Raw genomic sequence first — 13,622 nt, forward strand, 5'->3', positions numbered from 1 at the left:
AAAGAAGAAAGATGGCTGGTTGACCATCGCTGTCCAGCAGGACGGCGTGGCGGCGACCAGCGTCAAGACTGTCGCGGACGGCAAGCCCTTCGTGCGCTTTGCGCATTTCATGCCCGGTCAGCCCAGTGCGGAAGTGCTCGAGAAAGCCGCGCGCGAGGGCCATGCCAATGCCTATCGCTGCCTGACCCTGCTCGCGCCCGGCGACTACCAGGTGATCAGCATCGAGGCGCCCAAGGTGCCGGTCGACGAACTGAAAACGGCGGTGCGCTGGCGCCTGAAGGACATCCTCGATTTCCCGGCCGACCAAGCCACCATCGACGTGCTCGACATCCCGGTCGACGCCAGCCAGATGCGCGCCCAGCAATCGGTGTTCGTGGTGGCGGCGCGCAATTCGGTCATCCAGCCACGGCAGCAGCTGTTCCGCGATGCCAAGATCGGACTCAACGCGATCGACATTCCCGAGATGGCACAGCGAAATATTTCGGCACTGATCGCGCCCGAAAGTCGCGGCGTGGCCATGCTCTCGTTCAGCCCCGAGGGCGGGCTGCTGACGGTGACCTATCGCGGCGAGCTGTACCTGTCGCGCCGGATCGACATCACGCTCGAGCAACTGCGCGAGCCGGACCACGAACGCAGGCACGCCGGCTTCGACCGCATCACGCTGGAGCTGCAGCGTTCGCTCGACAATTTCGAGCGCCAGTATTCCTTCATCAGCATCGCCAAGCTGGTGCTCGCGCCGTCGCCGGCGGACGGGCTGGACGCCTACCTGTCGAGCAACCTGTACACGCCGGTCGAGACGCTCGACCTGGCCTCGGTGTTCAACATCGAGCGCACCTCCGAGCTGCTCGACCCGGTGATGCAGGGACGCTTCTTCATCCCGCTGGGCGCGGCCCTGCGCGCGGAGGCGGCGGCATGAGTCAGCAGATCAACCTGTTCAATCCGCTGTTCGAGCCGCAGAAGAAAGTGCTGTCGGCGGCCACGATGGGGCTGTCGCTGGCGGTGCTGGTGCTGGGTATCGCCGCGCTCGCCAGCTATGGACACGCCCAGACCGGCGCCCTGCAGGCGCAAGCCGCGTCCGGCGCCACGCGCCTGGAGCAGAAGCAGGCGCGCCTGGCCAGCGTGCGCCTCGAATTCGCGCCGCGTCAGAAGAACAAGGAGCTCGATGCCGAGATCGCCGAGGCCCAGGCCCAGCTGCTGGCATTGCGGAACATCGCGCGCGTGATCGAACGCGGCGAACTGGGCGATACCAATGGGTATGCCGGCTACTTCAAGGCGCTGGCGCGCCAGGGCGTGCCCAGGCTGTGGCTGACGGGCGTGTCCGTCTCCGGCGGTGGCCGCGACATCGGCATCCGCGGCCGCACCACCGATCCGGCGACCGTGCCGGGCTACCTGTCGCGCCTGACCGGGGAACCGCTGTTGCAGGGGAAATCCTTTGCCAGCCTGTCGATCAGCCAGCCCGTCCCGGTGAATGGCGCCGACGGCAAGGCAGTCGCCGCGCCCTATGTGGAATTCAATCTGCAGTCGGTACCCGAGGAGCCGCGCAAGTGAAGGCGAAACTTGTCGATCTGCTGGCGCGCGTCGACGCGCTCACGCTGCGCGAGCGCGGCCTGCTGTTCGCCGCCGCCGCCGCGGTGATCGTGTTCGTCGGCCATACCGCCGTACTGGGTCCGGTCTACAGCGAGCAGGAAGCGCTGCGCGACCAGATCAACCAGCAGCAGAACAACCTGATGGGCCTGGACGGCGAGATCGCCGCCAAGGTGCAGGCCTACCAGGTCGACCCGGACGCGCCGGCGCGCCAGAAGCTGGACGCCATCCGCCAGGAGACGGCCGTCCTGGGCGATTCGCTGCTGGCGATGGAACACGGCCTGGTGCCGCCCGAGCGCATGGCGCCGCTGGTCGACACCATCCTGCGTGCCAACGCCCGCCTGACCCTGGTGTCGATGCGCACGCTGCCGGTCGAATCGATGTCGGCGCTGGGCGGGCAGGGGGCGGCGACGCAAGCCGCGCCTGCGGCGGCCCCGGCCAAACCCACCGAACTGCTGTACCGCCACGGCGTGGAAGTCACCGTGCGCGGCAATTATCTCGACATGGTCGAATACATGAGTGCGCTCGAAGCGATGCCGACCCGGCTGTTCTGGGGCAGGGCGCAGCTCGACGTGGAAGAATACCCGGCGTCGCGACTGACGCTCACGCTCTATACCCTGAGTCTGGACCGCAAATGGATGAAGCTGTGAAAAAACTGATCCTCGCCTTGAGCATGGGCACCGCGCTGGCAAGCCTGCCGGCCGCGGCGCAAACCCTGGCCGATCCGACCCGTCCGCCGGCCGGGCTGGACGGCAGCCGGCTGGAAGCCGCCGGCGACGGCTTGCCGCGCCTGCAGTCGGTGCTGATCTCGCCGCGCGCGGGCGGACGCCATGTGGCCGTGATCGACGGCGAGACGGTGCGCCTGGGCGACAGCTTCCGCGGCGCGCGCGTGGTCCGCATGCGCCAGGACCTGGTCGAGCTGGTGCGCGGCGGCGAACGCCAGGTGCTGCGCCTGGAGCTGCCGGCGGCCACGGTTGCCGGCATGGGTTCGGGCATGACCCCCGCGGCCCAATGATGAACCAGCGCTTCCTGACAAGCAGCGCCCTTGCCGGCCTGGCCCTGCTGGCCGGCTGCCAGACGGCCCCGCAGCACGAGACCTATGAGGCGATCGGCAAGGAAATGGCGCGGGCCCAGGCCAAGCCGGCGGCCGCACCCACGGTCGAGAATGCCGTCGCCGACGCGCTGCTGCCCCCGGCAAGCGCGCTCGCCAGCCAGCTGCCCAAGGCCCGGCCGGCGCTCGAGGAGCGCTTCAACGTCGCGTTCAACAACGTGCCCGCGCAGCAGTTCTTCCGCTCGATCGTGGCCGGGACCCGCTACAACATGCTGGTCCACCCGGAGGTCAGCGGCAGCATCAGCGCCAACCTGAAGGACGTGACCATCGCCGAAACGCTCGAGGCGATCCGTGAGATGTACGGCTACGACTACCGGATCGACGGCACCCGCATCACGATCCGCCCGCTCACGATGCAGACCCGGATGTTCCAGGTTAACTACCTGACCGCCAAGCGCCGCGGCAGCTCGAACCTGCGGGTGAGCTCGACCTCGGTCGCGGAGGCGGGCCGCGAAGGGGCCGGCAATCGTGGCGGCCAAGGCAACGGCCAGGGTTCGGGCAGCGGCCAGGGCAGCCAGGGCAACGACAGCGGCTCGAACACCCTGGGCGGCAACGTGCAGGTCGACAGCACCGACATCCGCACCACCTCCGACAACGATTTCTGGAGCGAGCTGCGCACCGCGCTGGAAGCCATCGTCGGCTCGAAGGAGGGCGGGCGCAGCGTCGTGATCAGCCCGCAGTCGGGCGTGCTGGTGATCCGTGCCATGCCGGACGAGCTGCGCAGCGTCGACGCCTACCTGAAAGCGACCCAGCTGGCGGTCGACCGCCAGGTGATCCTGGAGGCCAAGATCCTCGAGGTCGAGCTGAACGACAGCTTCCAGAGCGGCATCAACTGGGCTTCGTTCGCCTCGATCAAGAGCTCGCACCCGAACCGTGTGTCCAGCGGCATGATCGGGCCGGGCGCCAGCCTGGCGCCGCTGCCCTACAACGGCGGCCAGCCCCCAATCATCAGCAACGGCCAGGGCCTGGCCGCCAGCACCGGCTTCTCGCTGTCGAACGCGGCGACCGCTGCCGGCTCGCTGTTCGGCTTCGCCTTCCAGACCAATAACTTCGCGGCCCTGATCTCCTTCCTGGAATCGCAGGGCCAGGTGCACGTGCTGTCCAGCCCGCGCGTGGCGGCGATGAACAACCAGAAAGCGGTGCTCAAGATCGGCACCGACGAGTTCTTCGTCACCGGCGTCACCAACACCATCAACAACAACGACAGCGGCAGCACCGTCACCCCGAGCGTCACCCTGCAGCCCTTCTTCTCGGGCGTGGTGCTGGACGTGACCCCGCAGATCGACGACAAGGGCAACATCCTGCTGCACGTGCACCCGTCGGTGAGTCAGGTTACGACCGTCACCAAGAACGTCGACCTCGGGTCGGGCGGCACCTTGACCTTGCCGCTGGCGGCGTCGGCCACCTCGGAACTGGACAGCCTGGTGCGCGGCCAGAGCGGCCAGGTGGTGGCGATCGGCGGCCTGATGCGCCAGGTGTCGAGCGGCGACACCGACCAGCTGCCGGGCGCCGGCAGGGTACCGGTGCTGGGGGCGCTGTTCCGCAACAAGACCCGCGTCAACCAGAAGCGCGAGCTGGTCGTGCTGATCAAGCCGACCATCGTCGAAGGCGCCAACGACTGGAGCCAGGACCTGATGGACGCCAGCCGCCGCATCGAAGCGCTCGATCCGCGCGCGCGGGAGCGCCAGTAATGTACGCGGCCCACTTCGGCCTGCGCGAGCCGCCCTTCGGGATTACGCCGGACACCAGCTTCTTCTTCGGCAGCGCGCGTTCGCAGGAAGCGCTGAACACGCTGCTGGTGGCGGCGCGCGGCGGTGAAGGCTTCATCAAGATCACCGGCGAAGTCGGCACCGGCAAGACCCTGTTGTGCCGCAAGTTCATGGCCACGCTGGGCGAAGGTTTCGTGACTGCCTACATCCCGAACCCTTATCTGGAGCCGCGCACCCTGATGCTGGCCCTGGCCGACGAGCTGGAAATCGGGCTCGAGCGCGACGTCGACCAGCACCAGGTGCTCAAGGCGATCAACCTGCGCCTGCTCGAACTGGCGGGCCAGGACCTGCGCGTGGTGCTGTGCCTGGACGAGGCGCAGGCGATCCCGGTGGAGAGCCTGGAAGCCCTGCGCCTCTTGACCAACCTGGAAACCGAAAAGCGCAAGCTGCTGCAGATCGTGCTGTTCGGCCAGCCCGAGCTGAACCGCAAGCTCGAGCTGGAATCGATCCGCCAGCTGGCCCAGCGCATCACCTTCCATTATCACCTGGGCGCGCTCAGCCGCGACGACCTGGAATACTACGTGGCGCACCGTCTGCGGGTAGCCGGCTTCGGCGGCGCGCGCCTGTTCACGCGCGCCGCGATCCGCGGGCTGTACCGCGCCAGCGGCGGCGTGCCGCGCCTGGTCAACATCATGGCGCACAAGGCGCTCATGCTCAGCTACGGCGAGGGCAAGCGCGAGGTGGCCGGCAGCCATGTGGCCACGGCGGCGCGTGATACGATCGGCGTGCGGCGCACCATCTGGGCCTGGCTGCTTGGTGGCGCCGCGGTGTTCTCGGCGGCCGCCGGCCTGGCATGGGTGTTTGCACGATGAGCCTGACGCGATGAGTTTGATTAATCGGATGCTGCAGGACCTCGACGCGCGCGCCGGCCAGCCCGGTGCCGCGCCGTTGCCGTCTGACGTGCGGCCAGTGGGGCCGCCCGAGCGCGACTGGCCGTGGAAGCGTGTCGCGATCGGGGTTGCGGCATCGGCGGCGGTGGCGGCAGCCGGTGCGGCTGCCTGGCGCATGCTGGGAGATCGACCCGCTGCGGCGCCAACGCCGGCGCCGGTCATCGCGCCGGTGGCCAAGCCAGCGGCGCCCGTCTCGCCGGCGCCGGCCCCTGTCGTGGCCTTCGAGATTCCCGTACCGCCGCGCCAGGACAGGGCGGAGACCGTGGACGCACCTGCGGCACCGCCCGCTCCCCCGGCCGAGCCGCCCGCAGTGCCGAAAGCTCCGGAGCCTGCGGCCAAGGTCCCTGCGCCTGTGAAGGCGAAGCCGGTCCTCGAGAAGCCGGTGGCGAAGGCCGTCACGCCCGCCGCTGCGCCTGCGACTGCGCCCGCCAAGGCGCCCAAGCCGGCAGCATCGAAAGCGGTGGCTCCCGCCAATAGCGGCAGGCAGGAAACCCCGCTGCAGCGGGCGGATAACGCCTATCGCCGCGCGCTCGCCAGCCTGGAGGACGGCCGGGTCACCGAGGCCATCGCCGGCCTGCAGGCGGCCCTGAAGGTCAATCCGCGCCACGAAGCGTCGCGCCAGACCCTGGTCAGCCTGCTGATCGAAGCGAAGCGTCCCGACGAAGCGATGGCGCAGCTGCAGGCGGCGCTCGCGTTGGATGCGCGCCAGCCTGCGCTGGCGATGCTGCTGGCGCGGCTGCAGATCGAGCGCGGCGGCCCCGGCATCGACACCCTGTTGCGCAGCTTGCCGCATGCGGCGGGCAACGGCGACTACCATGCCTTCCTGGCCGGCGCGCTGGCCAGGGAAGGCCGCCACCGCGAGGCAGCCGAGCATTATCAGGCGGCGCTGCGCACGGCGCCGCAGAACGGCGTGTGGTGGATGGGTCTGGGCATGTCGCTGCAGGCCGAAAAGCGCAACCCGGAGGCGGCAGGGGCGTTCCAGAAGGCGCTGGACAGCGGCACGCTGTCGGGGGAGCTGCAGGGGTTTGTGGAGCGCAGGCTGAAGCAGACCGCTCGTTGACGGGCATGTGTTTCCGCTTTTGTAGGGTGGTCGACTATGAACTGACCCCAAATAGTTGGACGATAGTTTCTAAGCGCCCATGGCCTGGGTCCTGTACTGCACGGGACTCAGGCCTCGCAGTTTGAGTTTGATGCGGTCGTTATTGTAGTACCTGACGTACTCGGCAAGTCCCGCTTGCAGCTCTGCAATGCTCGTAAATTTGTTCAGATAGAAGAACTCGGTTTTGAGCACACCAAAGAAGCTCTCCATGGCGGCGTTATCGTGGCAGTTCCCCTTCCTCGACATGCTTTGCACGATGCCTCGTTCACTCAGCGTAGCTTGGTAGTGCGGCATCCGGTAATGCCATCCCTGGTCGGAATGCAACAATGGACGTTCGTGTGGTAGCAGCGTAGCGATCGCTTTGTGCAGCATTGAACGGACCATTTCGAAGACAGGTCGCCTAGATGTTTCGAAAGCGATGATCTCGCCGTTGTACAGATCGAGAAGCGGCGACAAGTACAGCTTCTCATCGCCGACTTTGAACTCGGTAACGTCCGTTACCCACTTCTGGTTGGGCGCCTTGGCTTCGAACTGTCGCGCCAGCTCATTAGGCGCGACAAGTCCCATGTCGCCCTTGAAGGAGCGGTATTTCTTCGGACGCACCAACGACTTCAATTTCAGCTCGCCCATCAGCCGTTGAACGGTCTTGTGGTTGATTTTCTCTCCCAGCTGGGCAAGCGCTGCTGTGATCCTGCGATAGCCGTAACGGCCCTGGTGCTCATCGAAGATCAAACGAATACGCTTTTTTACCGCGTCAGACTTGTCTTCTGCACCTCGAGCTTGCCGATGATAGTAGAAGACGCTGCGAGCCAAGTCGGCCGCTTTGAGCAGGACCCTCAGTGGAAACTGTGGCCTTAGTTCGTGCACTACTTGCGCTTTTTTTGCGGCGCTTTCGGTTGGGAGTTCACTTGCTCCTCCGAACGAACTAAGGCATCGAGCTTTTTTAGGTAAGCGACCTCCGCACGCAGGTGCAGTAGCTCATCGAGTAGCTCCTCACGGCTGCGGTTGTCGCCATCTTCGGTGGGTTCAGACTTTTTCTGCTCGGGCTGCATTCTTATTCTTTCTACCGGACGGGGCTCCAGGGCTGCGATGCCGCCCTCACGATAAGCCTGCTCCCACGAACCCACCGACGCATGACGCCGTATGTTGAATGCCGTGGCAGCTTGTCCTTTTGATAGCTTATTGTCCCACATGTGCTGTAGAACGGAGAGCTTGAAGGCTCCATCGTACGACGCACGTTTCCGCTTGAGCCCATCCTCGCCATGTAGACGAAAGAAGCCAATCCATCGTTGAACAATTGATGGATTGGATATGCCGAAGTGTTCGGCCAGCGTCCGGTAACCCATCGAACCATCTAGATACCGCTGCACGACTAGCAGCTTGAAGGCAGGTGTGTACTTCCCCATTAAAAACCCCATAAAGTTGATGTCCAACTTTATGGGGTCAGTTCACTATGCCGACCGCGCGTTCAACATGCGGGTGCTGATCGGCGACGCGTCCTTGCATAGGTGATTTGAACGCGCGGACGGCGAAGCCGTCCACCCTACGACCTACAGGCGGCTTAAGGTGTCGAGTGCCTTGTGCAGCGTCTCGTCCTTCTTCGCAAAGCAGAACCGCACCACCCCCGATTCGGTCGGCTGGCTGTAGAACGCCGACACTGGAATCGCCGCCACCTTCGCTTCCACCGTCAGCCATTTCGCAAACTCCGCCTCCGGCAGATCCGAGATCGCGCCATAGCGCACGCACTGGAAATAGGTGCCGTTCGAGGGCAGCAGCTCGAAGCGCGAGCCGGCCAGGCCGGCGCGGAACAGGTCGCGCTTCTTCTGGTAGAACGCGGACAGCTCGAGGTAGGGTGCGGCATCCTGCATGTAGCTGGCGATCGCGTGCTGCATCGGCGTGTTCACGCTGAACACGTTGTACTGGTGGACCTTGCGGAATTCGGCCATGAGGGCGGCGGGAGCGGCCACGTAGCCGACCTTCCAGCCGGTCACGTGGTAGGTTTTGCCGAAGCTCGAGATCACGAAGGCGCGCTCGGCCAGGACCGGGTGGCGCGCTACCGAGGCGTGCTCTTCGGCGTCGTACACCATGTGCTCGTACACCTCGTCCGACAGGACCAGGATGTCGGTGCCTGTAACGATCGCGCCAAGGGCTTCCAGGTCGGCGGCGCGCAGGATCGAACCGGTCGGGTTGTGCGGCGAGTTCACCACGATCATGCGGGTGCGCGGCGTGACCGCGGCCGCCACCGTGTCCCAGGGGACGCTATAGCCTTCGCCATCCAGGCGCATCGCCACCGGCACCACCACACCACCCGCCAGCGCGATCGCGGGCGCATAGCAATCGTAGGCCGGCTCGATGACGATCACCTCGTCGCCCGGATGCACGCTGCACAGGATCGCCGACTGGATCGCCTGGGAAGCGCCGTTGGTGACGGTGATCTCGGTGGCCTCGTCGTAGCGGCGGCCGTACAGCTTCTCGATCTTGGCGGCGATCGCCGCGCGCAGGACCGGGATCCCGGTCATGGGTGCATACTGGTTGTGGCCCGCGCGCATGGCCTGGTCCACCAGATCGATCAGCCGTGGGTCGCAGCCGAAATCGGGGAAGCCCTGGCCTAGGTTAACCGCGCCGTGCTCGAGGGCGAGCTGCGACATCCGGGTGAAAACGGTGGTGCCCACGGCGGGCAGGCGGGTACGCAGTACGGGAGTGCTCATGGTCGGCAGGAGAGTAACGATGGGCTTTATTCTAGCGCGGCGGCGGCCCGGGCCTTGAGCCAGGCCTCGGGCAACATGATCTTGAACAGTCCCTCGCGCGCGGTGCGCCGGGCCAGCTTGAGCAAGGCCTTGTCCTTGGTGACCAGCACCTCGGCGTCGATATCGCGGGCCAATTCCAGGAATTTCTGGTCGTCGCGGTCGGTGCACACCGGCAGGCGCACGTGCTTCGCATCCGGGGCCACCAATACCAGCAGGGCATCGAAGCGTGCGACGGCCTCGAGACGCGATTCGTCATTCAGCGGCAGGTGAGGGTACTTCAACACCGCCAGGTATTCGTCGCGGCACTCGGCACGCGTCACGGCAATCGTCTCGCCGGACTCGAGCGCAGCGAGGATCGGCACGAAGCGCGGGTCCTTGAATACGAACAGGTCGAGGCAGACATTGGTGTCGATGACGATGGGTTTCTTTGAAGCGAGTATCATGTGGGAAATTTTCTTCGAATTTTCTTAGTACTGCTGTATAAACCGATGCTGATTGTCCTGTCGCCCGCCAAATCCCTCGATCTCGAGTCCCCAAGCACCACCAGGAAACACACTACCCCGGATTTCATTCCGCATGCCGCCGAGTTGATCGAGGAGCTGCGAACCTATTCTCCCGGACAGATTGCCGAATTGATGGACTTGTCCGATAACCTGGCCATGCTCAATGTGTCGCGCTATGCGCACTGGAGCGAAGATCATGGCAAGGCGCGCCAGGCGATCATGGCCTTCGACGGCGACGTATATGGCGGCCTCGATGCACGGACGCTCGGCGCCAAGGAAATCGACTACCTGCAAAAACACCTGCGCATCCTGTCCGGTCTGTACGGACTGCTGCGTCCGCTGGACCGCATGCATCCCTACCGTCTGGAAATGGGCACGCGCCTGAAGAATGCGCGCGGCAGCAATCTCTACGCCTTCTGGGGCGACAGCGTGACGGAGGCCCTGAACGCCCAGCGTGCGGAAACCAAGGCGAAGGCGCTGGTCAACCTGGCGTCGGAAGAATACTTCAAGTCGGTCAAGCCGAAGCTGCTGGACGTGCCGGTGATCACGCCGGTCTTCGAGGACTGGAAGAACGGCAAGTACAAGATCATCTCGTTCTTCGCCAAGCGCGCCCGCGGCCTGATGGCGCGCTACGCCGCGCAGCACGGCATCAAGAACCCGGAACGGCTCAAGGACTTCGACGTCGACGGCTATGCCTTCGACGAAGCTGCTTCCAGCGAATACAGTTGGGTGTTCCGCCGCCGACTGGAAGGGTAAGCAACAGGGGCGGCCCAGCCGCCCCACGCGCTTACTGCCTTACTTGACCGCGTCGACCGGCGCCGGGCGCGGACCCGACTTCGACCAGAAGCGCCACCACGGTGCATCGCCCTTGGCATTCGGGTTCAGGAAGCGGCTGTTCGGATAGTTCAGCACCAGCACGCGCTGGGCATCGTCGCGCAGCACCGGCATGCCGAGCTTGTCGTAAGAACGCGTCATGAGGAACAGCGCTTCTTCACGCGCAGGCGCATCGCTGTAGTCCTGCACGGCGGACTGGGCGCGGTTCAGCGCGGCCAGGTAGGCGCCGCGGCGGAAGTAATAATTCGCTACGTGCACTTCGTACTGGGCCATTGCATTGACCAGGTAGTTCATGCGCGCGATCGAATCGTCGCGATACTTACTGTTCGGGAACTTGTCGACCAGGGCCTTGAAAGCGGCGAATGCTTCGCGCGTGGCCTTCGGGTCGCGCTCGGTCGGGTCCTGCGAATAGATGAAGCTCAGGAAGCCCAGCTGGTCGTTGAAGTTGATCAGGCCGCGCAAGTAATACATATAGTCGACCTGGGCATGGTTCGGGTGCAGCTTGATGAAGCGCTCGACCGCGGCCAGCGCCTCGGCCTGGTCCTGGGCTTTGTAATGGGCGTAGGCAATTTCCATCTGCGCTTGCGCGGCATAGGTGCCGAACGGGTAGTTCGATTCGAGCTGCTGGAACAGCTTGATCGCCGCTTCATAGTGGCCGCCATTCATCTCATCGCGTGCCTCAGCGTATAATTTCTCCGCTGTCCAATTTTTAGTGTCGTCCGCCTTCGGCAAGATGCTGCACGCTGACAGACTCAGAACACAAGCGGCGACCAACACAGACAATTTTTTTTGCATAGCTCTTTGCAAGAAAGTTTTACCTAGATTCAACGAACGGCTGATTATAGCCGATGGGACTCACGTGATATTAACTCCTGCGCCGAATTCGGCGGAAATGCCTCTCGACCCCGACCTGGATGCGCTTTTAGACGATGAGCTCGAGGGCGGGTTCGACCTTGCCGCGGGTCCAGACCTGTCGCCGATCACCCTGCAGCTCGATCCCGCCGCTTGCGGCCAGCGCCTCGACAAGGTGGTGGCCGGCCTGGTGCCGCAGTTCTCGCGCAGCCGCCTGCAGCTCTGGTTCGACGGCGGCTTCGTCAAGGTCGACGGCAAGCCCGCGCGCGGCAAGGACACGGCCTACGGCGACGAGACCATCGTCATCGAGCCGCAGGCGGCGCCGGAAGACACCGCCTTCGCACCCGAAGCGATGGAACTGAACATCGTCTACGAAGACGACGACATCCTGGTCATCAACAAGCCGGCAGGGCTGGTGGTACACCCGGGCGCCGGCAACTGGTCGGGCACGCTGCTCAACGGCTTGCTGCACCATTGCCCGCAACTGGTGGGCGTACCGCGCGCCGGCATCGTGCACCGCCTCGACAAAGATACGAGCGGCCTGATGGTGGTCGGCAAGACCCTGGCCGCCCAGACCGACCTGGTGCGCCAGCTGCAGGCGCGCAGCGTCAAGCGCGAGTATTTCGCGCTGGTCTGGGGAACCCCGCAACTGTCCGGCACCATCAATGCATCAATGGGCCGCCATCCGCGCGACCGCGTCAAGATGGCGGTGTCCACCGGCATGTTCGGCAAGCCGGCCATCACCCACTACCAGCGCGTTGCCGTGGGCAGCCTGGACCGTCGTCCGGTGACGCTGGTGCGCTGCAGCCTGGAGACCGGCCGCACCCACCAGATCCGCGTCCACATGCAGCACCTGGGCTTTGCGCTGGTGGGCGATTCGGTGTACGGCAAGCAGCACCTGGTGCCGGTGTTCCACCGCCAGGCGCTGCAGGCGCGCCGCCTCGGCCTGGTGCACCCGGCCACAGGCGAAGCCTGCGAGTGGACCGTGCCGCTGGCCGCCGATTTCGCCGAGCTGATCGCGAAGGCCGGCATCGACGAGCCGGGCGACGAGAACGACAGCGAAGCCGGCGAAGAGTGATGGAGCGGTCTGCGCTCGTATGGCCGGACTGGCCCGACCTGCCGCCGGGCATCGGCGCACTGGCGACCAGCCGCGACGGCGGCGTCAGCCGGGGGGCTTACGATGACGGCAAGGGCGGCGGCGGGCTGAACCTCGGCCTGCATTGCGGCGACGATCCCGATGCCGTGCGCCTCAATCGCGAACGCCTGCAAGAGTTCCTGCCGGGCCGTCCGGCCTGGATCGCACAGGTGCACGGCGCCGCCGTGGTCGACGCCTGCACGGTCGGCCCCGGCCAGCCGGTGCGCACCGGCGACGCCAGCATCGCGACGCAAGCGGGCGTGGTGTGCGCAATCCTCACCGCCGACTGCCTGCCGGTGCTGTTTGCAAGCCTCGACGGCAAGGTGGTGGGTGCGGCCCACGCCGGCTGGCGCGGGCTGGCCGCGGGTGTGCTGGGCGAAACCGTGCGCGCGATGCGCGCCGCCGGGGCAGGGGAGATTACCGCCTGGATGGGGCCGGCGATCGGGCCGGACGCCTTCGAGGTGGGCGAGGACGTGCGCGATGCCTTCCTGGCTGCGCTGCCCGGGCAGGCCACGCCGGCGGCGTTCAGGCCGAAATCTGACCAACCGGTAAAATTTTTGGCGGATATGCCGGCGCTGGCCCGCCTGATGCTGGCGCGCGACGGTGTGACGCGCGTCCATGGCGGCAATCTCTGCACCGCCAGCGCGCCGCAGCGTTTCTATTCTTACCGCCGTGACGGCATCACCGGCCGCCAGGGCAGTCTAATCTGGATCAAGTGATGTTGGCGGTACCGGGCGAGAATGTTCAGTCGCCGCCGCCGCCATCGCCGCCGTCGCAGCCGACATCATTCGCCCCGCAGTGCTTCGAGCCGGAGAATGCCGGAACGTTGTCGGCACCTGTGCCGGCTGCTGTCGCGGGCGTCGCCCGCCCTTGTGCTCGCTCATGCGCCTGCGCTTCGCGCCGCGCACGGCGCCGTTTCGACCCGGTCAGGTAGAAAACAATGGATAATGGCAGGGCGCAATAGAACACGAACGTCATCATGCCGTGTACCAGGCTCGGTTCGGTCGCTGCCATCAGGGCGACCACGTAAATCCAGGCAACGGCGACGATCCACATGCAGTTTCTCCCAAGCTAGTACACGAATAGTAAGCCCGATTC

At 65.5% G+C, this 13,622-nt stretch carries 15 protein-coding genes; 10 read left to right on the plus strand and 5 right to left on the minus strand.

Translation table 11 applies throughout. The features are described 5' to 3' along the window. Window positions 1-19: 19 nt before the first annotated feature. From pilM to AC56LU_RS22525, 7 genes are read left to right on the plus strand one after another with little or no spacing between them, the layout of a single operon-like run. Complete coding sequence (gene pilM, locus AC56LU_RS22495) at window positions 20-916, plus strand: type IV pilus biogenesis protein PilM (protein WP_497177826.1); 897 nt, start codon at window positions 20-22, stop codon at window positions 914-916. Next, window positions 913-1,548, plus strand: a complete 636-nt coding sequence (locus tag AC56LU_RS22500; protein WP_497177827.1) for a PilN domain-containing protein — start codon at window positions 913-915, stop codon at window positions 1,546-1,548. The genes pilM and AC56LU_RS22500 overlap by 4 nt, the downstream gene beginning before the upstream one ends. Beyond that, the gene (locus AC56LU_RS22505; protein WP_497177828.1) at window positions 1,545-2,234 is read left to right on the plus strand and encodes a hypothetical protein; all 690 of its coding nucleotides are present in this window, start codon (window positions 1,545-1,547) and stop codon (window positions 2,232-2,234) included. Before AC56LU_RS22500 ends, AC56LU_RS22505 begins: the two co-directional genes overlap by 4 nt. Beyond that, window positions 2,231-2,599 (plus strand): hypothetical protein, encoded by a 369-nt coding sequence (locus AC56LU_RS22510; protein WP_497177829.1) that lies wholly within the window; start codon window positions 2,231-2,233, stop codon window positions 2,597-2,599. Before AC56LU_RS22505 ends, AC56LU_RS22510 begins: the two co-directional genes overlap by 4 nt. Beyond that, window positions 2,599-4,386, plus strand: a complete 1,788-nt coding sequence (gene mshL, locus AC56LU_RS22515; protein WP_497177872.1) for a pilus (MSHA type) biogenesis protein MshL — start codon at window positions 2,599-2,601, stop codon at window positions 4,384-4,386. Before AC56LU_RS22510 ends, mshL begins: the two co-directional genes overlap by 1 nt. Continuing rightward, complete coding sequence (locus AC56LU_RS22520; RefSeq protein ID WP_497177830.1) at window positions 4,386-5,276, plus strand: ExeA family protein; 891 nt, start codon at window positions 4,386-4,388, stop codon at window positions 5,274-5,276. Before mshL ends, AC56LU_RS22520 begins: the two co-directional genes overlap by 1 nt. 10 nt (window positions 5,277-5,286) lie before the next feature. After that, window positions 5,287-6,414 carry a tetratricopeptide repeat protein gene (locus AC56LU_RS22525; RefSeq protein WP_497177831.1) on the plus strand — a complete coding sequence of 376 codons (1,128 nt, stop codon included), beginning with the start codon at window positions 5,287-5,289 and terminating at the stop codon, window positions 6,412-6,414. A 69-nt stretch (window positions 6,415-6,483) separates the two neighbouring features. Here the strand turns inward: AC56LU_RS22525 and AC56LU_RS22530 are convergent. The 3 genes from AC56LU_RS22530 to AC56LU_RS22540 form a co-directional block, all read right to left on the minus strand. After that, window positions 6,484-7,859 (minus strand): IS3 family transposase gene (locus AC56LU_RS22530; protein ID WP_497177873.1). Its coding sequence is split into 2 segments (ribosomal slippage): window positions 6,484-7,400 and window positions 7,400-7,859, totalling 1,377 coding nucleotides; the frame shifts between segments, so codons are not numbered across the junction. A 144-nt stretch (window positions 7,860-8,003) separates the two neighbouring features. After that, the gene (locus AC56LU_RS22535) at window positions 8,004-9,161 is read right to left on the minus strand and encodes a pyridoxal phosphate-dependent aminotransferase (protein ID WP_497177832.1); all 1,158 of its coding nucleotides are present in this window, start codon (window positions 9,159-9,161) and stop codon (window positions 8,004-8,006) included. A gap of 26 nt (window positions 9,162-9,187) precedes the next feature. Next, the gene (locus tag AC56LU_RS22540) at window positions 9,188-9,643 is read right to left on the minus strand and encodes a putative toxin-antitoxin system toxin component, PIN family (RefSeq protein ID WP_497177833.1); all 456 of its coding nucleotides are present in this window, start codon (window positions 9,641-9,643) and stop codon (window positions 9,188-9,190) included. Window positions 9,644-9,688: 45 nt separating this feature from the next. On the opposite strand from AC56LU_RS22540, the gene yaaA reads away from it, so the two are divergent. Beyond that, window positions 9,689-10,459, plus strand: coding sequence for a peroxide stress protein YaaA (gene yaaA, locus AC56LU_RS22545; protein ID WP_497177834.1), 771 nt, complete (start codon window positions 9,689-9,691; stop codon window positions 10,457-10,459). Window positions 10,460-10,498: 39 nt separating this feature from the next. Here the strand turns inward: yaaA and AC56LU_RS22550 are convergent, their stop codons facing one another. Then, on the minus strand, window positions 10,499-11,332 hold the full coding sequence (locus AC56LU_RS22550) for an outer membrane protein assembly factor BamD (RefSeq protein WP_497177835.1): 834 nt from the start codon (window positions 11,330-11,332) through the stop codon (window positions 10,499-10,501). 97 nt (window positions 11,333-11,429) lie between these two features. Here AC56LU_RS22550 and AC56LU_RS22555 point away from each other — a divergent pair, with 97 nt between their 5' ends. Then, the gene (locus AC56LU_RS22555) at window positions 11,430-12,467 is read left to right on the plus strand and encodes an RluA family pseudouridine synthase (RefSeq protein ID WP_497177836.1); all 1,038 of its coding nucleotides are present in this window, start codon (window positions 11,430-11,432) and stop codon (window positions 12,465-12,467) included. Continuing rightward, a complete protein-coding gene (gene pgeF, locus AC56LU_RS22560; protein ID WP_497177837.1) occupies window positions 12,467-13,243 on the plus strand; it encodes a peptidoglycan editing factor PgeF in 777 nt (258 codons plus the stop codon). Before AC56LU_RS22555 ends, pgeF begins: the two co-directional genes overlap by 1 nt. A gap of 25 nt (window positions 13,244-13,268) precedes the next feature. On the opposite strand, the gene AC56LU_RS22565 is transcribed toward pgeF, so the two are convergent. Next, a complete protein-coding gene (locus AC56LU_RS22565; protein ID WP_497177838.1) occupies window positions 13,269-13,580 on the minus strand; it encodes a hypothetical protein in 312 nt (103 codons plus the stop codon). Between the last annotated feature and the right edge of the window lie 42 nt (window positions 13,581-13,622).

It is taken from the genome of Telluria sp. PB2R4 (assembly GCF_059685695.1).

What these genes read in the sequence shown, in the direction of transcription:
- AC56LU_RS22500 (WP_497177827.1), top strand. Translation starts at nt 913, where the DNA reads ATGAGTCAGCAGATCAACCTGTTCAATCCGCTGTTCGAGCCGCAGAAG.
- mshL (WP_497177872.1), top strand. Translation starts at nt 2,599, where the DNA reads ATGAACCAGCGCTTCCTGACAAGCAGCGCCCTTGCCGGCCTGGCCCTG.
- AC56LU_RS22520 (WP_497177830.1), top strand. Translation starts at nt 4,386, where the DNA reads ATGTACGCGGCCCACTTCGGCCTGCGCGAGCCGCCCTTCGGGATTACG.
- AC56LU_RS22525 (WP_497177831.1), top strand. Translation starts at nt 5,287, where the DNA reads ATGAGTTTGATTAATCGGATGCTGCAGGACCTCGACGCGCGCGCCGGC.
- AC56LU_RS22535 (WP_497177832.1), bottom strand. Translation starts at nt 9,161, where the DNA reads ATGAGCACTCCCGTACTGCGTACCCGCCTGCCCGCCGTGGGCACCACC.
- AC56LU_RS22540 (WP_497177833.1), bottom strand. Translation starts at nt 9,643, where the DNA reads ATGATACTCGCTTCAAAGAAACCCATCGTCATCGACACCAATGTCTGC.
- yaaA (WP_497177834.1), top strand. Translation starts at nt 9,689, where the DNA reads ATGCTGATTGTCCTGTCGCCCGCCAAATCCCTCGATCTCGAGTCCCCA.
- AC56LU_RS22550 (WP_497177835.1), bottom strand. Translation starts at nt 11,332, where the DNA reads ATGCAAAAAAAATTGTCTGTGTTGGTCGCCGCTTGTGTTCTGAGTCTG.
- AC56LU_RS22555 (WP_497177836.1), top strand. Translation starts at nt 11,430, where the DNA reads ATGCCTCTCGACCCCGACCTGGATGCGCTTTTAGACGATGAGCTCGAG.
- pgeF (WP_497177837.1), top strand. Translation starts at nt 12,467, where the DNA reads ATGGAGCGGTCTGCGCTCGTATGGCCGGACTGGCCCGACCTGCCGCCG.
- AC56LU_RS22565 (WP_497177838.1), bottom strand. Translation starts at nt 13,580, where the DNA reads ATGTGGATCGTCGCCGTTGCCTGGATTTACGTGGTCGCCCTGATGGCA.